Origin of the sequence: Faecalibacterium sp. I2-3-92 (assembly GCF_023347315.1) — a bacterium.
GTDB lineage: Bacteria > Bacillota > Clostridia > Oscillospirales > Ruminococcaceae > Faecalibacterium > Faecalibacterium duncaniae.
In genome coordinates this window covers 1400663-1425283 of sequence record NZ_CP094470.1, presented here as the reverse complement: position 1 = coordinate 1425283, position 24621 = coordinate 1400663, and the positions used below count along the sequence as shown (strand labels likewise).

General features: G+C 56.6%; 26 protein-coding genes. 4 read left to right on the top strand and 22 right to left on the bottom strand.

Going from position 1 to position 24621, the window contains the following annotated elements:
- Positions 1-8: 8 nt before the first annotated feature.
- Both MTP42_RS06965 and MTP42_RS06960 read right to left on the bottom strand, forming a co-directional pair.
- Complete coding sequence (locus tag MTP42_RS06965) at positions 9-389, bottom strand: Asp23/Gls24 family envelope stress response protein (protein ID WP_005933700.1); 381 nt, start codon at positions 387-389, stop codon at positions 9-11.
- Positions 390-467: 78 nt separating this feature from the next.
- Positions 468-1577 (bottom strand): hypothetical protein, encoded by a 1110-nt coding sequence (locus MTP42_RS06960; RefSeq protein WP_249258270.1) that lies wholly within the window; start codon positions 1575-1577, stop codon positions 468-470.
- Positions 1578-1646: 69 nt separating this feature from the next.
- On the opposite strand from MTP42_RS06960, the gene MTP42_RS06955 reads away from it, so the two are divergent.
- Together MTP42_RS06955 and MTP42_RS06950 are read left to right on the top strand one after the other, a co-directional pair.
- Positions 1647-1934 carry a YabP/YqfC family sporulation protein gene (locus tag MTP42_RS06955; protein ID WP_249258269.1) on the top strand — a complete coding sequence of 96 codons (288 nt, stop codon included), beginning with the start codon at positions 1647-1649 and terminating at the stop codon, positions 1932-1934.
- A complete protein-coding gene (locus MTP42_RS06950; protein WP_330221142.1) occupies positions 1918-3084 on the top strand; it encodes a sporulation protein YqfD in 1167 nt (388 codons plus the stop codon). Before MTP42_RS06955 ends, MTP42_RS06950 begins: the two co-directional genes overlap by 17 nt.
- Positions 3085-3129: 45 nt before the next feature.
- Here the strand turns inward: MTP42_RS06950 and hslO are convergent, their stop codons facing one another.
- From hslO to MTP42_RS06890, 12 genes are all read right to left on the bottom strand, one after another.
- The gene (gene hslO / locus MTP42_RS06945; RefSeq protein ID WP_249258268.1) at positions 3130-4041 is read right to left on the bottom strand and encodes an Hsp33 family molecular chaperone HslO; all 912 of its coding nucleotides are present in this window, start codon (positions 4039-4041) and stop codon (positions 3130-3132) included.
- Entirely contained in the window at positions 4034-4795 is a 762-nt protein-coding gene (locus MTP42_RS06940; protein WP_098922388.1) for a class I SAM-dependent DNA methyltransferase, read from the bottom strand. The genes hslO and MTP42_RS06940 overlap by 8 nt, the downstream gene beginning before the upstream one ends.
- A gap of 3 nt (positions 4796-4798) precedes the next feature.
- The gene (gene yihA, locus MTP42_RS06935) at positions 4799-5410 is read right to left on the bottom strand and encodes a ribosome biogenesis GTP-binding protein YihA/YsxC (protein ID WP_249258267.1); all 612 of its coding nucleotides are present in this window, start codon (positions 5408-5410) and stop codon (positions 4799-4801) included.
- A gap of 15 nt (positions 5411-5425) precedes the next feature.
- On the bottom strand, positions 5426-7876 hold the full coding sequence (lon, locus tag MTP42_RS06930) for an endopeptidase La (protein ID WP_207683844.1): 2451 nt from the start codon (positions 7874-7876) through the stop codon (positions 5426-5428).
- A 123-nt stretch (positions 7877-7999) separates the two neighbouring features.
- Positions 8000-8548 carry a Gx transporter family protein gene (locus MTP42_RS06925; protein WP_227610686.1) on the bottom strand — a complete coding sequence of 183 codons (549 nt, stop codon included), beginning with the start codon at positions 8546-8548 and terminating at the stop codon, positions 8000-8002.
- A 19-nt stretch (positions 8549-8567) separates the two neighbouring features.
- Positions 8568-10463 carry an ABC-F family ATP-binding cassette domain-containing protein gene (locus MTP42_RS06920; protein ID WP_156065724.1) on the bottom strand — a complete coding sequence of 632 codons (1896 nt, stop codon included), beginning with the start codon at positions 10461-10463 and terminating at the stop codon, positions 8568-8570.
- Positions 10464-10500: 37 nt separating this feature from the next.
- Positions 10501-11241 carry a YjjG family noncanonical pyrimidine nucleotidase gene (locus MTP42_RS06915; protein WP_097771976.1) on the bottom strand — a complete coding sequence of 247 codons (741 nt, stop codon included), beginning with the start codon at positions 11239-11241 and terminating at the stop codon, positions 10501-10503.
- 126 nt (positions 11242-11367) lie between these two features.
- The gene (locus tag MTP42_RS06910; RefSeq protein WP_249258266.1) at positions 11368-11589 is read right to left on the bottom strand and encodes a hypothetical protein; all 222 of its coding nucleotides are present in this window, start codon (positions 11587-11589) and stop codon (positions 11368-11370) included.
- Between the two features lie 48 nt (positions 11590-11637).
- Positions 11638-13434, bottom strand: coding sequence for an SGNH/GDSL hydrolase family protein (locus MTP42_RS06905; protein WP_249258265.1), 1797 nt, complete (start codon positions 13432-13434; stop codon positions 11638-11640).
- A gap of 59 nt (positions 13435-13493) precedes the next feature.
- A complete protein-coding gene (locus MTP42_RS06900; RefSeq protein WP_249258264.1) occupies positions 13494-14153 on the bottom strand; it encodes an HAD hydrolase-like protein in 660 nt (219 codons plus the stop codon).
- 171 nt (positions 14154-14324) lie between these two features.
- Positions 14325-14648 (bottom strand): hypothetical protein, encoded by a 324-nt coding sequence (locus tag MTP42_RS06895; protein ID WP_035394090.1) that lies wholly within the window; start codon positions 14646-14648, stop codon positions 14325-14327.
- A gap of 60 nt (positions 14649-14708) precedes the next feature.
- Positions 14709-15017, bottom strand: a complete 309-nt coding sequence (locus MTP42_RS06890) for a YerC/YecD family TrpR-related protein (protein WP_097771978.1) — start codon at positions 15015-15017, stop codon at positions 14709-14711.
- A gap of 328 nt (positions 15018-15345) precedes the next feature.
- On the opposite strand from MTP42_RS06890, the gene MTP42_RS06885 reads away from it, so the two are divergent.
- Positions 15346-17073: a carbon starvation CstA family protein gene (locus MTP42_RS06885; RefSeq protein WP_005932856.1), complete on the top strand. Its 1728-nt coding sequence runs from the start codon at positions 15346-15348 to the stop codon at positions 17071-17073.
- 126 nt (positions 17074-17199) lie between these two features.
- Here the strand turns inward: MTP42_RS06885 and MTP42_RS06880 are convergent, their stop codons facing one another.
- The 5 genes from MTP42_RS06880 to MTP42_RS06860 form a co-directional block, all read right to left on the bottom strand.
- Entirely contained in the window at positions 17200-17892 is a 693-nt protein-coding gene (locus MTP42_RS06880; RefSeq protein WP_249258263.1) for an alpha/beta hydrolase, read from the bottom strand.
- Between the two features lie 190 nt (positions 17893-18082).
- The gene (gene tsf / locus MTP42_RS06875) at positions 18083-19006 is read right to left on the bottom strand and encodes a translation elongation factor Ts (protein WP_005932850.1); all 924 of its coding nucleotides are present in this window, start codon (positions 19004-19006) and stop codon (positions 18083-18085) included.
- A gap of 54 nt (positions 19007-19060) precedes the next feature.
- The gene (rpsB, locus tag MTP42_RS06870; protein WP_249258262.1) at positions 19061-19780 is read right to left on the bottom strand and encodes a 30S ribosomal protein S2; all 720 of its coding nucleotides are present in this window, start codon (positions 19778-19780) and stop codon (positions 19061-19063) included.
- A 202-nt stretch (positions 19781-19982) separates the two neighbouring features.
- Positions 19983-21935, bottom strand: coding sequence for an LTA synthase family protein (locus tag MTP42_RS06865; protein ID WP_249258261.1), 1953 nt, complete (start codon positions 21933-21935; stop codon positions 19983-19985).
- 134 nt (positions 21936-22069) lie between these two features.
- Positions 22070-22363 (bottom strand): PRC-barrel domain-containing protein, encoded by a 294-nt coding sequence (locus tag MTP42_RS06860; RefSeq protein WP_249258260.1) that lies wholly within the window; start codon positions 22361-22363, stop codon positions 22070-22072.
- Positions 22364-22498: 135 nt separating this feature from the next.
- On the opposite strand from MTP42_RS06860, the gene MTP42_RS06855 reads away from it, so the two are divergent.
- Complete coding sequence (locus MTP42_RS06855) at positions 22499-23113, top strand: HAD family hydrolase (protein WP_098922412.1); 615 nt, start codon at positions 22499-22501, stop codon at positions 23111-23113.
- A gap of 71 nt (positions 23114-23184) precedes the next feature.
- Here the strand turns inward: MTP42_RS06855 and MTP42_RS06850 are convergent, their stop codons facing one another.
- From MTP42_RS06850 to MTP42_RS06840, 3 genes are all read right to left on the bottom strand, one after another.
- Positions 23185-23343 (bottom strand): DUF1540 domain-containing protein, encoded by a 159-nt coding sequence (locus tag MTP42_RS06850; RefSeq protein ID WP_156058024.1) that lies wholly within the window; start codon positions 23341-23343, stop codon positions 23185-23187.
- Positions 23344-23400: 57 nt separating this feature from the next.
- On the bottom strand, positions 23401-23760 hold the full coding sequence (locus tag MTP42_RS06845; RefSeq protein WP_154276235.1) for a nitrous oxide-stimulated promoter family protein: 360 nt from the start codon (positions 23758-23760) through the stop codon (positions 23401-23403).
- Positions 23761-24044: 284 nt separating this feature from the next.
- On the bottom strand, positions 24045-24461 hold the full coding sequence (locus MTP42_RS06840) for a flavodoxin (protein ID WP_097771090.1): 417 nt from the start codon (positions 24459-24461) through the stop codon (positions 24045-24047).
- Positions 24462-24621: the final 160 nt, after the last annotated feature.

Below are 24621 nucleotides of genomic sequence, written 5' to 3'. Positions count from 1 at the left end.
TCTACTTTTTATTCCTGTTCCTCGGCCGCAAGGCCGGCAATGACAAGGTTCACACGGCTTACCGTGACATTGGTCATGTTCTGAACAGCAGACTTGACATTCTCCTGTACCTTTTCGGCCACAGCAGGGATCTTTGCACCAAACTTGACCACCAGATTCAGGGTCAGTTCAGCGGTGCCGTCCCGCATCTCCACGGTAACAGGGGGCTGGATGCTGGCAGCAGCCAGCAGCTCCTTGACCTTTTTGTTCTGCTTGCCGCAGGAGACCTCGGACACACCGTCCACTTCCAGTGCAGCACAGCGTGCGATCTTGCCGATGACCTCGGTGGAAATTTGCAGGCTCCCGCCCTTAAGATCCATATTCTGTAAATCCATTCTATGGTCCTCCATCTAAAATAAGCGTGTGCTCATTTATTTTATTTCCATCTGTTCAGGGAAGCTTCCCTGTCATTGAATGCTTACGTCTTATTATAGCAAAGTTTTGGAATTTATACAACACCCACCTGCATTTCTTGCCATCTGTTTCTGTTCAACTTGACGGATTCCACTGCGCAAAGTGCAGGCTGCCATACAGCACACTACAAAAACGAGCAGGGCACAATCCGGCGGCACCCGCCGCATCAAAAGGATCCGGGCAGGCAGAGTACTGAACACGTCCGCCTCCCCGCCCGGCAGCAGCAGATAGAACAGGGCCAATGAAAGCGGCAGATGGAGCATCCTGGCCCGGTAGAGCGGGCGCAGGGTCATTTCCGGCGGGCAGATGGTGCGCACCTGCAGCAACACGGAAAGACCCTGCACGCTCAGTGCTGCACAGCAGAGCAGGCTCCCCCATCGTCCGGTACGGGAGGCCAGGTCACAGCCGGAGCAGACTTCCAGCAGAATGGAACAGAGTGTGCCCGCACCGGCAGGCAAAAGCGCCCCTGCCCCGGCGGCCAGCATCCGGAAAAAGAGGATAAACCCACAAAGCTTGCAGTACGTTATGGCGGCATCGGCCAGGATCTCATCCAGCCGCGGCGGTGCAGGGGATGCTGGCGCTGCAGATCCCGGTTTGACCGAATGCATTCCTGCAAACCGGTTCAGCAGGGCGGCAGTCAGATAGTTTGCGGTGATCTGTGACGCAAACAGCAGCACGCCAAGCTCTGCACTGCCCAGCAGACTCTGCCCTACCGTCAGAACCACAAAGGATGGACCGGAACAGATACAGGCAGGCAGCAGGGCATCCGCTTCCTCAGCCGTAAGCTGACCGGTCCTGACTGCCTGCGCCGCCGCACTGGCCGCGGGTGCAAAGCCACCCAGGAACCCGATGCAGAGCACCCGTGCCGCACAAGGTGTGCGGATGCCGATGCCCCACGCCGCCAGACGGAACGGCAGGGCCAGCAGGTCGCTTTCCGGGCATTGGATGAGTAAGCGCGATACCACGAGAAACGGGAACAGCGAGAGCAGCAGCGGCCCGCTGCAGAGGGTCAGCCCTTCCCGCAGAGCAGCGGCACAAACCTCCGGCACTGCAAACGGCAGAATCCCTGCCGCCAGTGCCAGCAAAAACAAACCCATCTGATCCCATCTGAAAAGCTGATTCATACACACGCCCTCCGGTTCCATATATATGTGATACGGGGCGCAGTTTTGCCCGGCGGGGAGGGAGCGGGTGTGAAACAGCAGAAAACCGGGCGGCTCTCCCTGCGCGGCTGGTTTGGCCGGATGCTGCGCCAGCCTCCCCGGGGCTTTTACGGCCAGCCGTCTGTCTATCTGAGCGGCGGTGTGATGGAGATCGAGCACTTCCGCAGGGTGCGCACCTATGAGGAGGGCAGGCTCTGCCTGGAATTTGCGGGCGGGCTGTTCACCGTGTATGGGGACGGGCTTAGAATCGAAACGCTGGCCGCTCACCGCATTACCCTGCGGGGGCGGTTCCTGCGCACGGATTTTTCCAACAATTAGGGAGGGATGCAGCATCTTACAGCTTTGGGCCGGGGCAGCATTTTCTGCCCGGAACGGTGATACCGAGGGCCTGCTCTCCGAAGCTGCACGGACAGGCCTGCATCTCACTGACATCTTCCCTGCTCCCGGCGGCTTTACAGCCCGATGTGCGGCATGGCACTACCTCTGGCTGGCAAAACTTGCCCGCAAGCGGCGGGTGCATCTGCGCATCCGCAAAAAGACAGGGCTGTTTTTCTTTCTGCGGCCCTACCTCCGGCGGCGGGGACTGTGGGCCGGGCTTTTGCTGTTTGTGCCGCTTTTGCTTTGGTCCCAGGGCCTTGTCTGGGCTGTGGACGCTTCCGGCCTGACGACCGGCCAGCAGGCGCGGGCAGCTTCCGTGCTGCGGGAAACCGTTTCCTTGATGCCGGGCAGTATCGTCACGCAGGAAAAACTTACCGCCGGGGAATATGCTCTGCTGCAAAGCGGTGAATTCTCGTGGGTCAGCCTGAATTTTCTGGATGGGCGGCTGGAACTGGAAGCGGCAGAAGCCAAACCGGTGCCGGAGATCGCCGCCGGAACGCTCCATGGCCTGCGGGCAAAGACTGCGGGCACGGTGGTCAGCACAAACCTTATCAGCGGGACGATGCTGGTGGTTCCCGGGCAGGCAGTGGAAAAAGGTCAGGGACTCATCGGCACCGCCCGGGCTGAACGGGACGGTACGCTGATCTTTCAGCCTGCCGCTGGAAGCGTCCGGGCGCAGTTCGAGTGGGAGTTTGCGGAAGATCTTCCACTGACGGCTGCCACATACCAGCTGACCGGGAACACTGTCGTTCAGCGAAGGCTTTTCCTTGCCGGGCGGGTGTTCCCATTGCCTTCCCTTTTCTCCCCTGCGGACGATTCCACGGCGGTCACACGGCATCTTCAGCCGGAGCTTCTGGGGCTGACGCTCCCGCTTTCCGTCGAGGAAACCACCTATTACGAACAGGCAGAAAATGAAGTTCATTTCTCAGAGGATGAAGCCAGTGCACTGGCCCGTCTGCATGGCTTACAGGCCTTGCAGAACGATTACCCGGACGCAGAATTTGTGGCGCAGAAAGTGGATGTTACAACCGAGAACGATATGCTGCATTACCGGGTGGTCTACACCATCATTGCTGATATCTGCACCTGAAAACGGCCCGGAGTTTCTCGCTCCAGGCCGTTTTCAGGTTACATCTTATGCGTTTTCATTGGATTCTTCGGACGCTTCTTTTTTATAAGCAGCCTTCTCCACCAGCTGATTCAGGTCAAAATGATATTTGGTGTGGCAGAAATGACAGACGACCTCACAATCCGGGTCCTCATCCCGGAGCTTTTCCAGCTCCTTACGGCCCAGGCTCAGCAGCATTTCCTCGGTGCGCTCGGCACTGCAGTCACACTTGTACTGCACCTCGCGCTCATCCAGAACATTGGGGTTGAAGCCTGCCAGTGCAAGGTTCATCATATCCTCGGGGGTCTTGCCTTCCCGAAGCAGTTCAGTGACGGAAGGCATTGCGGCGATGTTCTGCTCCAGCTGGGTGATCTCGGCATCGGTGGCACCGGGCAGCAGCTGCAGCAGGAAGCCGCCCGCGCAGGCAATGGTCAGGTCAGTATCCACCAGCACACCCAGAGCGCAGACGGTAGGCACCTGCTCGCTGTAAGCATAGTAGCTGGTCAGATCCTCGGCGATCTCGCCGGAGACCAGCGGCACCTGGCCCACAGTGGGTTCTTTCTGCAGGCGGTTGTCACGGATGACAGTCAGCACGCCGTTTTTGCCCACAGCACCGCCCACATCCAGATGGCCGTTTGCTTTCAGAGGCAGCTCTACCAGCGGGTGGTCGATGCAGCCCTTGACATTGCCGGTGCCATCGGTACAGGCAACAACCGTGCCGGTGGGGCCGCCGCCCGCCACACGCAGCGTGATGGAATCGCCATCGTCCTTGAGCATGGAGCCCATCAGGGACGCACCGGTGAGCAGGCGGCCCAGGGCTGCGCTGCAGGTCGCACTGGTGTGGTGCAGCTGCTCGGCCGTGCGGACGATCTCAGTGGAGTCCACACCGCAGAACACAACACCGCCGTTTTCAGAAATGCCGCGGATCAGATTAGACATTTTCTTTTTCCTCCAATTGGGTATACTGCTTGACGGCACAGAAGAAATAGCGCTCGCTCTCTTCGGTCAGGGGGCCGAAGCTCTCACCGTCGCAGACCTTTTCCAGCACAAAGCCGTGCTTTTCCAACGCAGCTCGGATGGTATCCAGGTCATAGGTATATTCATAGAACTGTTCATGGAAGTGTTCGCCGGTCTCGCGGTAGTCGATGTCCACTGTGATCTCCACCCGGCGGTCCGCAGGGTGATAGTGGTTGCGCCAGACGCAGGCAGCATCCTCCTCCTCAAAGGTAAATACATTCTCCCCCAGCACCTTCTGGTGCTTGTAAGGGGTGTTCATATCAAAGAGGAACACGCCGCCCTCTTCCATGAAAAAAGCCGCGTTGGCAATGGCGGTATCCAGGTCTGGGATGTGGTTGAAGGTATCGAAGGTAGACACCGCGCCCCGGATGGTGCCGTAGAGGTCAAGCTTGAGCAGATCCTGCTGCAAAAGCAGCAGCTTGCCGGAAAGGCCCAGCTGTTCCGCCTTATCCCGCACAACACAGAGCATCTCCTCGGACTGATCGATACCGATCATATCATAGCCCGCCTGGGTCAGCATCAGGGTCAGCTCCCCTGTTCCACAACCCAGATCGGCCAGAATGCCATCCCGGATATCGTGGGCATTCAGTTCCTGCCGGATCTGCTCATAAAGGGCATCATAGTCGGCTTCGCCGTTGAATTCATCATAGAAATAGGCAAATTCATTGTAGGCCATGGTTTACTCCGCTTCCTCGTCATCGGTGAACTCAGCCGCCACGGCCTCGTTCAACACCACCTGCAGCTCCGGGATGCCGTAGCCGTTCTCGCCGCTGGTCAGTACCACCTTCTGGCAGCCATAGGGCAGGCAGACCTTTTCAAAATCCTCCTGTGTCTTGGCCAGCTGGCTCTTTTTGAGCTTATCGGCTTTGGTCAATGCCACAACAAAGGGGATCTGATGATAGTGCAGATACTTCAGCATCTGCAGGTCATCTGCGCTGGGGGCATGGCGGCAGTCGATGAGCTGCACCAGCAGGGTATGATGCCGGGGAGCCTCAAAATAGCTGTTGATGAGGTCATCCCAACGCTCGCGGTCTGCATTGCTGACCTTGGCATAGCCATAGCCGGGCAGATCCACAAAATAGCAGTTGTCCACCTCATAGAAGTTGATGGTGGCCGTTTTGCCCGGTGTACTGGACACGCGGGCAAGGTTCTTTCGGTTGCACAGCTTGTTGATGAGGCTGGACTTGCCCACGTTGGAACGGCCCGAGAAGCTGAGTTCCGGACGGTCACTTTCGGGCAGCTGGCTGGAAATGCCGTAGCTTGCAATAAAATCCGCTTTGTTGTAGTTCATCGTTTGCTCCTTTGATTAGCAGACAGCCCCCGGCTTCGGTTTTTCCGGTGCGGGCGGGATGGCCGCTTCCACCGGCTTTGCCTTTTTGGCGGGGTGCGGATGACGGGCAGAAACGCTCTTAGGCTTAAGCAGAGCGGCATTGAGCACCTGTGCGAGGTCAGACATGGGCAGGAAGGTCAGATTCTTCTTCACCTCGTCATCCACCTCGTACAGGTCCGGAACGTTATCCTTGGGGATGAGCACGGTTTTCATCCCCTCACGGTAGGCGGCCATGCTCTTTTCGCGCAGGCCGCCGATGGGCAGCACATTGCCGTGCAGGGTGATCTCGCCGGTCATGGCAACATCACCGCGCACCGGGATGCCGGACAGACAGGACACCAGAGCCGTGGTCAGAGTAACACCGGCGCTGGGGCCGTCCTTGGGCACGGCACCCTCGGGGGCATGGATGTGCAGGTCGCATTTCTTCAGCCGCTCAGGGTCGATGCCGTATTCCTCGGCGTGGACACGGACATAGGTGATGGCCAGCTGGGCACTTTCCTTCATCACGTCGCCCAGCGAACCGGTGACGGTGATCTTGCCGCTGCCATTATCCATGACCTGCACTTCGATGGGCAGAGTCTCGCCGCCGATGCTGGTCCAGGCCAGACCGTTGGCAATACCGATGGCATTGGTCCGGTTGAGGAAATCGGGCTTGACGAAGCGGGGCCCCAGCAGCTCTTCCAGACTGCTGCCGGTCACAGAAACGTTTTCTGCTTCACCGGACGCGATCTTGCGGGCGCACTTGCGCAGGACACTGGTGATGGTACGCTCCAGGGTGCGGACACCGGCCTCACGGGTGTAGCCGTCAATGATGCCGTAGAGCGCGCTCTGGGAGAAGGTGACCTTCCCGGCCAGACCGCAGGCCTTGAGCTGCTTGGGTACCAGATGCTTGCGGGCAATGTTGTATTTCTCCACCCGGGTATAACTAGGCAGCTCAATGACATCCATGCGGTCACGCAGAGGGCCGGGAATGGCGCTCAGATCATTTGCCGTTGTGATAAAAAGCACATGGCTCAGATCAAACGGCATATCGATAAAGTGATCATTGAAGGTGGTGTTCTGCTCGGGATCAAGAGCTTCCAGCAGGGCGGCGGCCGGGTCACCCCGGAAATCGCCCGCCAGCTTGTCGATCTCGTCCAGCAGCATCAGGGGGTTGGAGCTCTTGGCGGAGATCATGGCGTTGATGATCTTGCCGGGCATGGCCCCGATATAGGTGCGGCGGTGGCCGCGGATCTCTGCCTCATCCCGCACGCCGCCCAGGCTGATGCGTACATACTTGCGGTTCAGGCTCTCGGCAATGGAGCGGGCAATGCTGGTCTTGCCGACACCCGGAGGGCCGACCAGGCAGATGATCTGACCCTTGACATCCGGAGCCAGCTTGCGGACAGCCAACACCTCAAGAATGCGGTCCTTGACTTTCTTCAGGCCGTAGTGGTCGCGGTCAAGGATGCGCTGTGCCTTGGCGATATCGAGGTCGTCCTCGGTAAAGCTGTTCCAGGGCAGATCCAGGCAGGTGTCCAGATAGGTACGGATGACCGTTCCCTCCTGGTTGCTGCTCTGCATCTTGGCAAGGCGGTCCACTTCCTTGAGCAGTTTCTTCTCCCGCTCCTCGTCCAGATGCAGCTCCTGGATCCTGCGGCGGTACTCCTCGGCCTCTGCCGTGGTATCATCGTCCTCGCCCAGCTCCTGGCTGATCATGTGCATCTGCTCATGCAGGTAGTAATCACGCTGGTTCTTATCCATGGCCTCGTCCACTTTCTGGGCGATCTCCTTGTCGATCTCCAGCATCCGGCGCTCCCGATGCAGGCGTTCCACCAGCAGGCGCAGACGGCCGATGAGGGTGCTTTCCTCCATCACAGCCTGCTTATCCTCAAAGCGGAAGAGCAGATTGGCAGGGATGTACTCGCACAGGAAGGCGGGGTCGTTATTCGAGGTAACAGCAAACACCACGTCCTTGCTGATGCGGGGATTCATGGAAAGCACCGCGTCGAAGCTCGTTTTTACGTTGCGGAGCAGGGCCTCTGCCTCGGTCTCTTCCTCTGCCTTGATGGGACGCACAGGAGCCGGCCGCACCGATGCCAGCAGGAAGCTGCCGTCGGTATCCAGCTCGGTGCGCTTGGCGCGGAACTTACCCTCCACCAGAATGCGCACCAGATCATCCGAAACACGCATAACCTGCTTGATCTCGGCCACAACGCCGTACTGGTACATCTCCTCTGCCTTGGGGTCCTCAGCCTTCATATCCTTCTGCGCAATGAGGAACACCTCGGATTTATTCCGCACGGCCCATTCTACAGCGGCAATGCTCTTGTCACGACCTACCTCAAAATGCAGCAGATTGTTGGGGAACACCACCAGCCCACGCAGGGCAATGGCGGGAAGATGGAGGATATTGCGCTCCACCTTGACAGTCACTTTTTCAGACATAAACTCATACCTCCCAGCTGCCCCGCGCCAAAGTGCGCTATCCCGTGGGCAGTTTTTTTGTTGGGTAAAAATTCAGATTTGATTTATTATATCGGATTCCGGCCCCGGTTGCAACCGGACGGCTCATCCTTTGCGGTTTTCCTGGATATTATAACCCAGCCGTCCCAGTGCAGGCAGCATGGCCCGCAGGGTGACACTGGTGAGCATTCCCATCACAAGGCCCAGCACCAGCATAATCGGTGCATAGTAAAGGGACACTGCTGTGGAAAGGATGACACTGGCTCCCAGCAGCTGGCCGATGTTGTGGGCCAGCGCGCCGCAGACCGACAGGATGAACCAGGTAGGCCGCAGCGGGCAGTGATAGTAGAGCAGCCACATCACCAGCAGTGAGAGCAGGCCGCCGCAGAGGGAAAGAAAACCTGCCGTCCAGCCGGAGACCAGAAAGACGAAGAACGCCTTCAGCACATCCAGCACAAGGGCCTGTTTTGGCCCCATGAAGAACAGGGCATACATCACCACAATATTCGCCAGACCCAGCTTCATGCCTGGCAAAAGCCCGGGGATGACCAATGTGCCCTCGATGAAGGAAAGCGCCATCGCCAGAGCAAACAGCAGACCTGAAAGGGCGATGCTGTGCGTTTTGTTGTAATTGCGGCGGTTATGAGGCATCATTGTTCTCCTTTGCAGCGGATTATTCTTCACCAGCAGCCTGTTCGTACTGCTCCTGCTCTTCCATTGCCTTTTCCCAGGCAGCAAACAGCTCCTCCTGATGGAAGCGCAGATCACTGAGCTCATCGCTCTTTTGGCGGAGCAGATCGGGGTCATTGTAGACCTCCGGGGAGTTGATCTCATTGTCAAGCTCCACTTCTCTTGCCCCGCAGGCTTCCATTTCATCCTCGCAAGCCTTGATCTTGGCCCGTAGCTCCGCGCGGCGGCGGCGCTGCTCTTTGCCGTAACCGGCCTTGGCGGGCTGATCCCCGGCTTTTTCTGGGGCAGCTGCAGGAGCGGCACGGCCCATCAGGGCATCGTAGCTCGGATACAGGGTGGCCTTGCCATCTTCCAGATAGAGGATGGGACAGCCCAGACTGTTCATCAGATGGCGGTCATGGGTGACCATGAGCAGGGTCCCGGTGTATGCCATCAGGGCTTCGGTCAGGTTCTCGCGGGTGTAGATGTCCAGGTGGTTGGTGGGCTCGTCCAGAAACAGCAGATTGGGCCGCTCCAGCACGATCTCAGCAAAGCGCAGGCGGGCCAGCTCGCCGCCCGAAAGTGCCTCGCAGGGCTTGAACACTGTCTCACCCCGGAAACCCAGCTTTGCCAGATGGCTGCGCACTTCCAGCTCCGTCATCCGGGGATACTTGTTCCAGATGACATCGATCACCCGGCCCTGTCCCAGACGGTTCTGCTGCTGGGCAAAAATGCTGGGCCGGGCTCCCGTACCCAGCCGTACCATGCCGCCAGAGGGGCGGCGCTTACCATCCAGCACCTGCATCAGGGTGGATTTGCCCGCACCGTTGGGGCCTGCGATCACCAGCCGCTGACCCCGGCAGACCGTGTAGGTAAAGGGTTCCAGCAGGGTGCGCTCCCCGATCCTGATGGTGAGGTTCTTCATCAGCACCAGCTCGTTCCACGGCTCCACATCATACTCAAAGCGGAACTTGAGCTGGTTCGTTTCATCCTTTGGTGCTTCCGTGATCTCCAGCTTTTCCAGCTGTTTGCGGCGGCTCTGGGCCATCTTGGTGGTGGAAGCACGCACAAGATTGCGGTCAACATAATCCTGCAGCTTTTCAGCCAGTGCTACATCTGCATCGTGCTGCTTCTGGCGCAGGGCATCGGCAGCTTCCTTCTGGGGCAGATAGGCTGAGAAGTTGCCCTTATAAGTGGTCATGGTCTGGAAGGAGACCTCCCAGATCCTGGTGCAGATATTGTCCAGGAAATAGCGGTCATGGCTGACGACCAGCACGGCACCGGAATAGCCCTTGAGGTAATTCTCCAGCCATTCCATGGTGGCAAAATCCAAGTGGTTGGTGGGCTCGTCCAAGATCAGGACATCCGGCTTTTCCAACAGCAGCTTTGCCAGACGCAGGCGCGTCAGCTCACCGCCTGAAAGCACAGCGATATTCTTCGTCCAGGTATCCTGCGCAAACCCCATACCGGACAGCACCTTTTTGATGTTGACATCCATATTGTAGCCGTCAGCGGCATCAATGATGTTCTGCAAGGCATCGTGCTGTTCCAGCAGAGAGGCATCCTCCGGGCTGGCGGCCATTCTGCGCTCCAGGATCTGCATCTGGGCCATGGCATCCAGCACATGGGCAAAGCAGGAGCGCATCTCGCCGTAGATATCCAACGTAGGGTCGAGCTTTGCATTCTGTTCCAGATAGCCCAGCGTCACACCATGGGTCACACTGAACTCACCCTCGTAGTCCGTATACTCGCCGGTCAGGATCTTCAGCAGGGTCGTTTTGCCTGCGCCGTTCTGGCCCACGATGCCGATGCGGTCCTCCCGTTCGACACTGGCCGTGACATCATGCAGGACGATCTTCTCGCCAAAGCTCTTGCCCAGCTTTTCCAAATGTATCAACATTGTTCGTTTTCCAATCTCTCACACAGGCCGCACAGCATTACAGCTGGTGGCGGCGATTCTTCAGGCCCACATTGGCCAGTTCCTCCGGCTCCATCACCAGCGGGTAAAGCTCTTCCAGGCTGCTGATCTCATAGGTAGGAACGACCTTGCCGGGATTCTCGGCGTGGTTGGGGTTATACCAGCAGGTATCCAGCCCGGCGTTCACACCGCCCTGCACATCACTGCTCAGGCTGTCGCCCACCATCAGCACATGCTCACGGTTCTCCACGCCCAGCGCACGGAGCGCGGCATCAAAAATCTTGCGGTTGGGCTTTTCGCTGTCCATTTTTTCAGAAACGAACACATCCTCCACAAAATCCAGAATGCCGGATTCCCGCACACGGCGGCTCTGCACCCGGTCAAAGCCATTGGTCACCACAGCCAATGTTGCCACTTCGGAAAGCTCCCGGAGCACGTCCAGCACGTTGGGAGATGTCAGGTCAGGGTGGGTAGAGAGCTGATCCAGATAGAATTTGTTCATCTCCACACCGTTGCCTGCGGCATTCACTGCCTTCAGAAAGCGGGTGAACCGCTCCCCCATCAGCTTGTCCCGGCGGATCTGACCCTTTTCCAGCTGCCGCCAGAGCTCCTCGTTGATGGTGCGGTAGGTCTGCACCGTCTCGGCATCCGGCTCAATGCCGTACTCCCGCAGGGTGTCAGCCAGCGCCTTGTTTTCCGCTGCATCAAAATCCAGCAGCGTATTATCAGCATCAAACAGAACACAATAGTATTTTGCCATGGTTCGTTACCCCTCTTTCATACTTGTGTCATTTTCCGGGACGCTTGTCCCCGATCACCGGGGAATTTCTCCCAGATCAAAAGAACAGCGAGAAGCCAGCCCCGCCCCGGCAGAGCTGGCTTCCGGTTATTCCTGAACTATCTCATAGGTTTCGTCATCGGTCTGCACCGGGGAATTGTCCGCGCACGGATCTTGTGCGGCGCAGGGTTTGTCAATGTTTCTGGGCATCTGCTCCTCGGTCACGCCGTTGTCCACATTCTCCCAGTCCATCTCATACCAGTCCACACTGCCATCGGTCACAGTTCCCTCACCGGGCAGCCCGGGGATCTTGATCTCTTCACAGAACATCCGGCTCCCTCCCTTCTGCCCAGCCTATGCGGGCAGACAGAAAAAGGTTTACCGGCTGGCTTCTGCTTCGGTGGAAGCGGAAGGCTCCTCTGCGGGCTCAATGTCATTTTCAACCGAAGCGGAGACCGATTCACTGTTGGTCTGCTCCTTGGATTCCGTTTTGCTTTCAGAGGCAGCACTGCTGGAGGACGAAGTGCTCTCTGCCTTGCTCTCCGAGCTGCTGTGAGAAGAAGAGGTGCTCTCGCTCTTGGATTCGCTCTTACTCTCACTTTCCGCCGTGCTGTGGGAAGAACTGCTGCTCGTGCTCTCAGACTTGCTGCTCTCCGAAGAGGACGCGGATGTACTGCCGGAAGAAGTAGAAGAGCTGCCGGAATTTGAGCTGGAGGCGGGCTCCGGGCTGACCGTGATGGTCAGCGCATTGCTGGCCACGGCGCAGTCGTTGTACACGACCACCGCATAGATCTTATAGCTGCCGCTGGTGATGGCCGAAGCGGACACGGTGACCGTTGTCTGGCCTGCGGCCTCCTTCACTTCCTGACCGTTGGCGAACCAATGCAGGTTTTCACTCTTGGCATATTTGCCCTCCAGCGCAGCCTTAAAGACATAGGAGCCGGCGGAAGCCTTGCCTTCCGAGATGTGAACGGAAGCAGCTGCAAACACGGCTGTCACGTCCAGATTCTGCTTGAAGCCGGTATCGGTACGGGTCTTGCTGGTCACACCGTCGCTCCACTTGACGAACACATGGCCCTCCGCAGGGGTGGCCGTGACAGTCAGCGACTGGGATGCATCTGTGATGCCGTATGTCAGGCTGGTCTTGCCGCTCTCGTTCCCACAGCTCAGGGTGCCGCCGCCGCTCTTTTCCACCTGATAACGGGCCTCAAACTTGACGCTGGCAGTCTCAGAGCTGCTGACGCTTTCACTCTCGCTGGAAGAAGCGGGTTCTTCCGAGCTGGGGGCCTGCACCGCCGAGCTGGGGTTGGATACATATTCCAGCGTACGGGTGGGAATATTATTGGTGTCCGGGCGGCGATCCTCGGTCTGGTAGGCGTGGGTGCGCAGATAGTTCAGCGCGGCCTTGAGACCGGCGCTCTTGAGGTGGATATCACCGTCCGTGTAGTAATCCGGCTGGCCGTATCCATTTTCTCCCTTGAGAACCTCAGCCGTATTCAGAAATTTGACCCCCAGCTGTTCACACATGTTGAGCAGCGCCATGTTAAAATCATCGATCTTGGCCTGATCCATGTGGGGGTAATTGGAGTGATTCTCCGGGATAGGAGGCACCGTGTTCACGATAATATCAGTGTAGGGGTAAGCCTCCTGAATGGCCTGCACCAGCGCGGTATAGTTGCTGATAAAATCAGCCACCTCCATGCCGGTGTCGTTGGTGCCAAAGGTCATCACAACGCGGCGGGGCTTCATTTTTGCCACCGCCTGTGCGATGGTGTAGTGGGTGGTGTCATTTTTAAAGGTGATGATCCCTTCGTTCAGGGCCACCTGGGTGCCAATGCCCTCCTTGGCGCAGAACTGCTGCAAGGAGATCAGGCCGTTGTTATACAGACGCACGGTGTTGGAGTCTCCCAGAAACAGGGTGCTGTCCAGATATTCCGTGCCCGCATCCGCTGTTTCAGTCAGCAGAGCACTGGAGGTGTTATCGATCTGATAGTGATTGGCAAGATCTGTGCTTTCACCGTCCCCGGTGGTGTCCGTCGGCACGGAGTCTGCGGGTGTGCCGGGCGTTTCCGGCTTTCCCCGTTTGAGCAGGGTCAGGGTGATGCCTACGGTCAGCAAAGCCGCCAGTGCGCAGACCACACAGACCAGAACGGCCTGCCGCTGCAGCGATGTCATAGACTGTTTGTCCGATTGATTCTTATGATTCATGTTATATTCACCACTTATCCTATCGTTCAACCGTTTGCACGGCAGGCCAGAAGCTTGTCCGTCAGTTCTTCACAACTTTCCGCCAGCAGCACCGGGCCAAAGGGCTCCAGTTCTTCCCTGCTGCCGTAGCCATACAGGGCACCGGCGGCATCCAGCCCGCAATCAGCAGCACCGCGCATATCATCGTTGCGGTCGCCCACCATCAGCACCCGCTTGCCCTGTACACAGGGCTGGGTGAGAACATAGCGCACCACTTCCGTTTTGGTATCCCGGCTCTCATCCATGGACGCGCCGCCGATGAAATCAAAGTAAGGGGCCAGTCCCTGTTCTTCCAGAATGGGGGTCACGACCACAGTCGGCTTGGAGGTTGCGGTGCAGAGCACAAATCCTGCCTCCTTCAGGCGGCGCAGCATCTCTGCCGCACCGGGATAGGCCGTACCCTCATGGCTGCCCTTTTCGCGGTAACTCTCCCGATAGAGCTCGGTGGCCTCCTCGATTCTTGCAGGGTCAGAAAAATGCTCTCCAAAGCTCTTGCGGAGCGGCGGCCCCAGATAGCGCCGCAGGTTCACATGGGTGACATCCACGCCCATCTTGGTAAAAACTTCTTCCAGTGTATTCAGGATGCCGGGGGCGGAATCGATCAGGGTTCCGTCCACGTCAAATAAGATCACGTCATAGTGCTGCAAGTTCGTTTCCCTCTCTTTCACACATATACACGGTATAGTATAGCACAGAATTGCGCTTTCAGCAATTCCAACAAATCGTTTTTATTCTTTTTATACAAATCGGTCACAATCTGGCCTTAAAACGCAAAATGCCTGCCCGCCAGAATGCGGACAGGCAGGGGTCGTGCAGGCTTATTGGGCTGCAGCGCCGTTATCAGCGGAGGGATAATAGAGGTTATTGGAGATAAACTCCAGCTTTTCCTTCAGCACCAGCTCCAGATTTGCCACGGCGTGCACCATGTTGGTGGCCGAATCGTTCACTTCCAGCAGCTTGCACAGGTCGATCTCGTTCATGGCGAGTGCGGTTTTCATCTTCTGGCTCTCGGCGCAGAGGATGTGGCTCAGAGCACTTTCCTGCAGCGCGATACTTTCCATCAGATCGATCACAGCCTGACTCAGGGTAACACGGGGCAGGGCCGGACATTCCAGCGTGGTGGGACAATTGATCGTTGCCATAGGGGACTCATCCTTTCTATATAAGGTGTACCCCATCCTATGTCCCCTGCCGTGCAGCCGTTACTGCTTTTTCTCCTGTGCAGAGATCTTTTCAATTACGCTCTGGTAACCGCCGGTTCCGTATTGGATACAGCGATTGATCCGGCTGATGGTCGCCGTGCTGATCTCTACCTCTTTCACGATCTGGTCATAGGTGCGGCCGCCAAGCAGCAGCTTTGCCGCTTCCAGCCGTTGTGCCATATCGGAGATCTCCTTTACTGTGCACAGATCCTCAAAAAAAGCATAGCACTCCTCCCGGCTCTCAAGGCTCAGGATGGCATCGAACAATGCATCTACGGTCTCGTTTTTTCTGGAATTTTTCTCAGTCATTGCGGTCTCCTCTGCGGCAAACGCCGGAACTTCTGACAGAAAGAATCATATCATGTTATCACTTTAGCACACGAAAGTGTGAAAGTCAAGTCTTTTGCGTGAATCGTTTTCAATTCAGCATGTCCACAGTTTTCTTCTCTTCATAAATGAAATAAAATCACCTAAAATTTTTTGCTGGATTTTCTGTCGAATTAGCACATCCTCTGAACTGCTCCGAAATATATTGACAAATTATGAAAATGGGGATAAAGTATACACAATTTTCAGGCAAAGGAGCCACAGCGTGACCTCTTTGCCGCATGAAAAGCAAAGGAAAGAGGTAAAAGAAATGAACACGCTGGTCATCGTTTTGATCGCAGCCGTGTGTCTGTTTGGTGCTTACACCCTCTACGGACGCTGGCTGGCAAACAAGTGGGGCATCGACCCCACCGCCAAGACCCCTGCGGTCGTCCATGAGGACGGCCGGGATTACGTTCCCACCAACGGCTGGACCGTTTTTGCACATCAGTTCAGCTCCATTGCAGGTGCCGGCCCTGTTACCGGTGCCATTCAGGCTGCTGCCTTTGGCTGGCTGCCGGTTCTGCTGTGGGTCCTGCTGGGCGGCATCTTCTTTGGTGCTGTTACCGATTTCGGCGCTCTGTATGCTTCTGTAAAGAATGACGGCAAGTCCATGGGTATGCTGATCGAAAAGTATATCGGCAAGACTGGCCGCAAGCTGTTCCTGCTGTTCTGCTGGCTGTTCTGCGGCATCGTTATTGCAGCGTTTGCTGACATGGTCGCTGGCACCTTCAATGCCTATGGCGCGGACGGCGCTCTGGTGGACGCTGCTCAGACCAACGGCGCTGCCGGCATGGTCTCCATCATGTTCATGGTCTTCGCTGTGGTCTTTGGCCTGATCCAGAAGAAGTTCAACTTCTCCGGCTGGAAGGAAAGCGTCATCAGCATCGTTTTCATCGTGCTGTCCTTTGTCATTGGCGCAAATCTGCCCATCATCCTGGGCAAGGCCGCATGGAGCTATATCACCTTCGTTTATATCTTCTTTGCCGCCGTGCTTCCCATGTGGCTGCTGAAGCAGCCCCGGGACCACATGACCACCTTCATGTTTGTTGCCATGATCGCAGGCGCTGTGGTTGGTCTGGTCGTTGCACACCCCACCATGAATCTGCCCGTTTACACCGGCTTCACCAACGAGAAGCTGGGTACCATGTTCCCCATCCTGTTCGTCACCGTTGCCTGTGGTGCTGTTTCCGGCTTCCACAGCTTGGTCTCCTCCGGTACTTCTTCCAAGACCGTTGAGAATGAGAAGGATATGCTGAAGGTTGGCTATGGCGCAATGATCCTGGAGAGCCTGCTGGCTGTTCTGGCCCTGTGCGTTGCCGGTGCTGCCGCTGCTGCGGACGGCACCCCCGCTGCAGGCACCCCGTTCCAGATCTTCAGCCGTGGTGTCGCCGGTTTCTTTGAGATGTTCGGCGTTCCCGCTTATGCAGCAACGGTCTTTATGACGATGTGTGTTTCCGCTCTGGCCCTGACCAGTCTGGATGCTGTGGCCCGTATCGGCCGCATGAGCTTCCAGGAGCTGTTCAGTGTGGACGACATGGAGCACGCTGAGGGCTGGCGCAAGCTGTTCTGCAACGTCTACTTCTCCACCTTCCTCACTCTGGCCTTCGGCTTCCTGCTGACCAAGATCGGCTACGCAAACATCTGGCCCTTGTTCGGCTCCGCCAACCAGCTGCTGAGCGCTCTGGTTCTGGCCACTCTGTGCGTCTTCCTGAAGGTCACCGGCCGCAGCAACAAGATGCTGTTCCCCCCGCTGATCATCATGCTGTGCGTCACCTTCACCGCTCTGGTGCAGCGCCTGATCGCTATGGTCAAGGCCATCAGCACCGCCGCTTCTGTCAGCATTCCTGCGGGCGAGACCACTTGGGGTGCCGTGTTCATTGCCAACGGCCTGCAGCTGATCTTGGCTGTCCTGCTGATCGTTCTGGGTCTGAACATTGTGTTCCACTCCTTCTCTGCTTACAAAAAGGCTGAGCACAACAGCGAGGCCAAAATCTGAGGTTTTCACGGTTTGACCGTAAAACGATAAAAATCTCCCACTGACGACATCGAACCCCGTCAGCGGGAGATTTTATTTTATCCTTTTCAGGTTACAGCATCTTCACTATTCCTCTCTCCTCTTCTTTCAGATATGTGTTCGCTCCCATTCCTGCAGAACAGCCAATTGCAGCTCGGTGTGGAACCAGTGCTCTCCTTCTTCCATGATGGTCAGATGCGCACCTGTCCGTTGTTTGAACTGCTCAAGCACTGCCCTGGAAGTCAGGTTATCCCTTGCGCCATGGAGCACCTGCGTGGGCGCTTTCCAGCGGTAGGGATGCTCCCTCACCCAACAGAGATACTGCCACGACAGCGTCTCATCGAAATCCGTGGAAATCTCCCCTTCTTCTTTCAATTGGGCCTCACTCACATTTGCCCACTGCATCATATTGGTGATAAGATCTTCCATATCTACCACTGGCGAGAGCAAAAGAGTACTCCGTAAAGGCTTTGCCTGTAAGGCCAACATGGAAAACCAGGCTCCAATACTTGTAGCCCGCAGCGAAACATTCTTCCAACGCTCTGCAGCATAGGAATAGACCGCTTCCAACTCTGGAACCGCCACCCACGGCAGCAGCTTCTCGGAGCTGCCCTTGCGCTCTCCATGTTCAGGCAAATCAACAGCAAGAACCTGATACCCTGCTGGGCAGGCAAGCTCTGCAAACGGCAAGGCTTCTTCTTTGCAACCCATTTTGCCATGGACATAGAGATATACTTTTCGGCTTTCTTTCCCGTACAGCAAAGCAGGAATACCGCTGATCTCAAGTTTCTGTGTTTTCATCGTAACATCTCCTGTCAGATGCCGCCTTCCTTTTTTCGGTACAGCGGCTGGTCGAGATTCTTCACTTCCAGCTTTCTCTTCATTGTAATTGTTCCTATGATAACACACTTCCTGTTCAAACACAAACAAAAAGAGCTGTGACACCTTGTTACAGGTACCACAGCTCTTAAATTCATTCAGTCAGACTGAATTACTTCACCATGCTTGCAACTTCAGCAGCGAAGTCATCAGCACGCTTCTCCAGGCCCTCGCCCTTCACGAAACGGGTGAACTTGACGATCTTGATCTCGCCGCCCAGATCCTTAGCGACCTTAGCGGTGTACTGAGCAACAGACAGATCGCCGTCCTTGACGAACTCCTGATCGACCAGGCAGTTCTCCTTGAAGAACTTCTTGATCTTGCCCTCGATCATCTTCTGCTTCACAGCATCAGGCTTGTTGGCGTTCTTGGGATCGCCAGCCATCTGAGCCAGCATAATCTCCTTCTCCTTGGCAACGACCTCGGCGGGGACAGAAGCCTCATCGACATAGCTGGGGTTAGCAGCTGCAACCTGCATGGCGATGTCCTTGCCGTAAGCAGTGAACTCGTCCTTGCTGTCAATGTCGTTGGTGGTCTCGAAGTTGACCAGGATGCCGTGGGTGCCGCCGCCGTGGACGTAAGCAGAGCAAACGCCCTCGTAACGAACAAAACGACGGATCTTAATGTTCTCCTTGATGACCAGGATCAGGTTCTTCAGAGCCTCGTCGACGGTCTCACCAGCCTCGGTCTTGCAAGCCATCAGAGCCTCAACATCAGCAGGGTTCTGCAGCATGACGACCTTGGTTGCTTCCTTGACGAAATCAACGAACTTGTCGTTCTTGGCAACGAAGTCAGTCTCAGCGTTGACTTCGATGACAACACCGACCTTGCACTTGGGGCAGTAGTCAGCGTAGACCATACCCTCGGCAGCAACGCGGCTTGCCTTCTTGGCAGCAGTAGCCAGACCACGCTCGCGCAGGATCTCAATAGCCTTCTCGAAGTTGCCGTCAGCCTCAGTCAGAGCCTTCTTGCACTCCATCATGCCGCAGTCGGTCTGCTTGCGCAGTTCCATAACGTCCTTTGCAGAAATAGCCATTTTTGTAGTCTCCCTTACACGTTATTTCACGGGTTTGTTCTGTACAGCCAGAAATCAGGCGTTGGCAGCTTCCTCAGCGGGAGCCTCCTGGTTGCCCTGCTTACCTTCCAGAACAGCGTCAGCCATAGCGCCAGCGATCAGCTTGACAGCGCGGATAGCGTCGTCGTTGCCGGGGATGACGTAATCGATCTCGTCGGGGTTGCAGTTGGTATCAACGATAGCCACGATGGGGATGTTCAGCTTGCGAGCCTCAGCAACAGCGATGCGCTCCTTGTGAGGATCAACGATGAACATAGCCTTCGGCAGCATCTTCATGTTCTTGACACCGCCCAGGTACTTGTCCAGCTTCTCCATCTCCAGCTCGAGCTTAGCAACTTCCTTCTTGGGAAGCAGCTCGAAGGTGCCGTTCTCCTTCATCTTAGCCAGCTGATCCATACGGTCGATGCGCTTACGGATGGTGCGGAAGTTGGTCAGCATACCGCCCAGCCAGCGAGCGTTGACATAGTGCATGCCGCAGCGCAGAGCCTCGTCACGGATGGACTCCTGAGCCTGCTTCTTGGTGCCGACGAACAGGATGTCGCCGCCCTCAGCTGCAACTTCCTTCACGTAGTTGTAAGCCTCGTCCAGCTTCTTCACGGTCTTCTGCAGATCGATGATATAGATGCCGTTGCGCTCGGTGAAGATATACTTCTTCATCTTGGGGTTCCAGCGGCGGGTCTGGTGACCGAAGTGCACACCTGCCTCGAGAAGCTGCTTCATAGAAACGACTGCCATAGTAAAAATACCTCCAATATTGTTTTGCCTCCGCACACCGTGATCCGCGGCCATATCGGATGGCCTTGGACTGCCCTCCACTCCCGAAAGAGCACAAAAGGGCATAGTGATGCGTGTGTAATGCTAAATAATGATAGCACAAACAGGCGTGTGATGCAAGGGGTTTTCTCTGTTTTTTACAAGAAAATCGCGTATTTTTTGTTTATTCGTCCGTCTGAGTGCTGTTCAGGCTCTCCATGCCCATCCGGCTGAGGGCATAGCCCTTGCCGAACATCAGGTCATATTGCAGCAGCCAGTGCTTCTGGCTCCAGCTTTCCTGCAGGGAGCTCGGGGTCTGGGTGGTGGTGCCGTCCAGATTCATCACCGTGCCCCGGGTATTGGCGCGGTCGGCCACCTGCAGCTGGCGGTTCAGCAGCTGGAAATACAGCGGCTGTTCCAGACCGTAGAGGTTCATCATCACCGGCGAGATATCGTAAGCGGCAATGGTACCCAGATCCACGGGCTTGTCGGTGTAGTTCGACCACATCAACAGGGTGGTCTGGTGCAGGCGCGGGTCCGCACTGGAATCGCTGGCATAGCCGCTGCTGGTGAAGACATCATAATTGGAATCAATGGGGTTGTAATGGTCGCCCCAGAACACCAGGATCACCGGCTCGTCCACCTGCGAGAAGTATTGGGTCAGCTTGCCCAGCATGGCATCGGCATCCCGGATGCCGGTCGCAAAATCTTCCAGCGCACCGATGGTGCTGGCCTTGAGGCCCGCCGGGTGCTCTGTCACCTTCACCCGCACATCGTCCGGGTAGTTGTCTTTATTATAATTGGTATGGTTCTGCATTGTGACCGCGTGCAGAAAAACCGGTGCATCCGAGGATGCTTTCATCTTCTCATACTGCTGGATGATCTGGTCCGCCATGGAGTCATCCGTGACCAAACCGCTGGTCCAGTAGTGCCTGCGCACCTTGTTGACATGGGTCATCTGTTCCAGGCTCAGGAAGGTGTCTAAGCCCAGGTTGGGGTATGCCGTGTCCCGGCTCCAATACTTAGCCCAGAAGCAATGGACTGCCGCCGTCTGATATCCCTGCGTCAGCTTGAGGTAATTGGGCAGCGAGAACATGGGCTTGGTCACATGCTGCTGGTAGGGCTTGCTGCCGTTGGGCAGAAAAGAAGCCGAATAGCCGGTCAGCGCTTCAAACTCCACATCGCAGGTTCCGCCGCCGAAGCTGGGGCTGTACGCCCGGCCAGAAGCACTGGTCTGCTGCAGGGCGTGGAGGTTGGCGGAGACATCGGTATCAAACTGGAAACCGTACTGTTCCAGCTCCGACACGTCCCAGTAGGACTCGTCCATCACGTAGATGATGGTGGGCTTTTTCACGGTCTCGTCCGCAGAGGTGGCGGCACCGTAAGATCCCGGGTAGAGCGGAGCGGTGGAATATTTCTGTGCAGCTTCGGTATCATCCAGGATCTCATTGACAGCCTCCTCTGAATACCCCTCCGGCTTGGAGATCTCCAGATTGGTCAGATTGGTCAGAAAGCTGGTGATGACACCATAATAGCGGTAGTAGCGATCCTGCATCCAGGCATCCGGCACAATGCCAATGGCCTGTGTCACGGCAGGCTGCAGGAACACGCCAAAGAGCAGGCCGCAGGTAGCTGCCGCACTGGCAAGAAAGCCTGCCACCCGTGGCTTCCAGTTCAGCTTCTGCCGCCCTCTATAAAGGAAGAAAGACACCACGACCAGCAGCACGATAATAACAATGGATACCACCATGCTGGTCTGGATGTGGATACCGGCCGCAGCTGCCACGCCCGCAGCCTCTGACACCTGCATCAGATCCCAGGGCAGGAAGGGCTCGCCGCGCAGCTGCAGTGTGTAGAAATTGACTGCCGCCGGGGCACAGCCCAGCACCGCCGCCAGCAGGGTCGCCAACGGTGCAAACCGGGTCAGCCAGTCCACTGCCAGCCAGCTGAGAAACAGCATGGCCCACGCCAGCAGATAGGCTTCGGCATGGGGGAAAATGTATTGGGTAAAGGTCTCCCCTGTCAGGCTGCCGCGGGCGATCCACTCCGTCAGGAACAGGATGCCCAGCGTTGCCAGTGGAGGGAAGAGCAGCCGCAGCCCATGCAGGGAAAGCGGCGTATGTTTTTTTGCGTTCATAGAGAGAAGTTCCTTTCACTTCCGGAAATCAGATTTCAAGCCGGAGCGGCAAGGCGCTGCCGCTCACGGTTCTCTATTATAATCCGATTTTTTGTAAAATCAAACCCTGATGCAGGAAAAATTCACGAAAAATTTCAGCCGTCCAGCCAGTGCCGCAGTTTTTGCCAGAAACCCTGCTTTTTGGCTTCCGGCTCCGGCAGCTCCGTGCGGACCAGAATCGCGTCCACTCCCAGTGTTTCGATGTCCGTCCAGGGGATGACCAGAGTCTCGTCCCGGCCCAGCAGCCCAAACAGATGAGGCCGCCCGAGCAGCAGCAGGCTTTTGACCTGCGCCGTTGCCGGATCGAGCTCCAGATCATCGGCGCGGCCAAGGCAGGCCCCGTTGCTCAGCTGAACGATCTCCTTTGCGCACAGCTCCCGGAATTTCATCGTGCTCCCCTCCCCGCAGTTTGCCTGTTTCATCCTATGCGGCAGCGCAGTGCTTGATGCAGGGCGGGCAGTTGTGCTATACTGTGGGCAGAATCTTTCTGGCAGAAACATCCATACAGAATTGAGGAAACAGCGATGTATAAAAATATCATCTTTGATCTGGGCGGTGTCATGGTGGATTTCGACCCCAAGACCTACCTGGTAGACCGCTTCTGCAATGCCGAGGTAGAGGAACAGGTCTCCCAGCTGACTTTTGAAAGCGAGGAGTGGAAGCTGCTGGATGCAGGGCTTATCACCCGCTCTGAGGCCAACCTGCGGATGCTGGCCCGCGCAAAGGAATATGGCCGCGCGTTTGAGGTGCAAGGCGTGCTGGACGATTGGATGCATATCCTCCGCCCCCGCCGCCGGATGCAGGAGCTGGTGCGGAAACTCAAGAGCCGTGGCTACTGCGTCTATTACCTGAGCAATATCCCCGAGGATGTGCTGGATTTTCTGACCGAGCGCGACCTCAAGGGCCTGTTCGACGGCGGCGTGGCCTCCTGCGAGGTGCACATCAACAAGCCCGACCCGCGCATCTATAAGGCCCTGCTGGACAAATACCAGCTCAAGGCCGGGGAAAGTGTTTTCATTGATGACCGGCTGGAGAATGTACAGGCCGCTTTCCGTCTGGGCTTTGCCGGCATCCAGATGAAGGACAGCGTTGGCACACTGGTGCGCAGCCTTGCTACCTGCAGTGTGGTCATCCACTGAACAGCACACAAAAACTCCCCGCTCAATGCCCTGTCTGGGGCGCTGGGCGGGGAGTTTTCTGCCATTACGAATTATTTCTTTTCGTAATTCTGGCAGAAGTGCGGGGTCTCCACCTGCTGGGTGGTGCAGGAGCAGTGCTCTGTCACTTTGATCTGGGGCAGATCACACTTGCAGCTCTGCACATTGTGGCGGCACTCGCAGACATCGCAGGTCACACCTGTGTTTTCCATTTCTATCGCCTCCTTGGCTCTAGGTTGCCCCGGCTTCAGGCGATTATACATGGCTGCTTATTTTCCTGCGTTTGCTTCACGCCTTGCCTTCATTGTCACGATCACATGCTTGATGGAGAGAACGGGATGCACCGGCAGCATTCTGGGTCCGGCCCAGCGCATGACAGTGCGGATCTTTTCCCGCATCTCCGGCTGATAGCAATGCACCTTGCAGGCCGAGCAAAAGGTCTTGGTCTCCATAAAGGGGCAGTGCTCAATGCGGGCCAGCGCATAATCATGGAGCTGCTGGCATTCCGGGCAGAGACTGCCTCTGAGGGTGTGATGCTGCTTGCGGCAGTAGAGCGCGATCATCTCACTGACAAGCGTTTTTTCGTCGGAACGCTTCTTTGCCAGGTCTTCCGGGGTGGTTTTGGACATTGGGACTGTTCCTCCTGCATTTTTTCCTTGCGGGCCATCCGCAGAGCCGCGCAACGCACCGTGTGACGCAAAACTGCGAAACAGGCCGTAATTCCAACCGCAACAGCCATTTCCATACACACCACCTTTCCTAAAAAGCAAAGCAGCAGGAGACCAGGTTCAGCCCCTGTTGTTCCCCTGCTGCTCTCAGGTTCGTTTGTCCGGCAAATGGGCTGCTGCGCAACTTCTAGAGTTTAACACAGCAAACCCGATTTGTCAAATTTTGCAATGTGCTTCTAATCCGGTCACCACGCTGCCAGATCTGCACCCAGCTTGCGGCAGGCAGCCTGAACATCCTCATCCGGTGCCTCGTTGCAGATCAGACCCTCACCGTTGAGCACCTGTGCGCCATCACCCTGTGCACGCTCGACCCAGTCGCGCATCCACTGGCCGTCGCCCCAGCCATAAGAGCCGAACAGAGCGATCTTCTTGCCGTTCAGGGAGCCCTCCAGATCGGAGAACATCGGCTCAAACTCGCTCTCTTCCAGCTGCTCTGCACCCATTGCGGGGCAGCCAAATGCAACTGCATCAAACTCTGCCAGCTTTGCGGCGTTCATTTCGCCACAGGGAACGATGGTGCCGTTTGCACCCTCTGCCACGCAGTTTGCCATGGTCTCCGTGTTGCCGGTTGCACTCCAGAATACAACTGCTACTTTGCTCATAAAGAAGAACCTCTCTTTCAATTTTGGTTAGTATATTCTAACTTTTATCTTCAAGAAATTGCTCTGCCTGACATAAAACAGAGCAACTTGGTTAGGCTTTTCTAACCATCAAAAGAATACCACAGGGCGGGCTCCTTGTCAAGAACCTTTTGCAGAATTT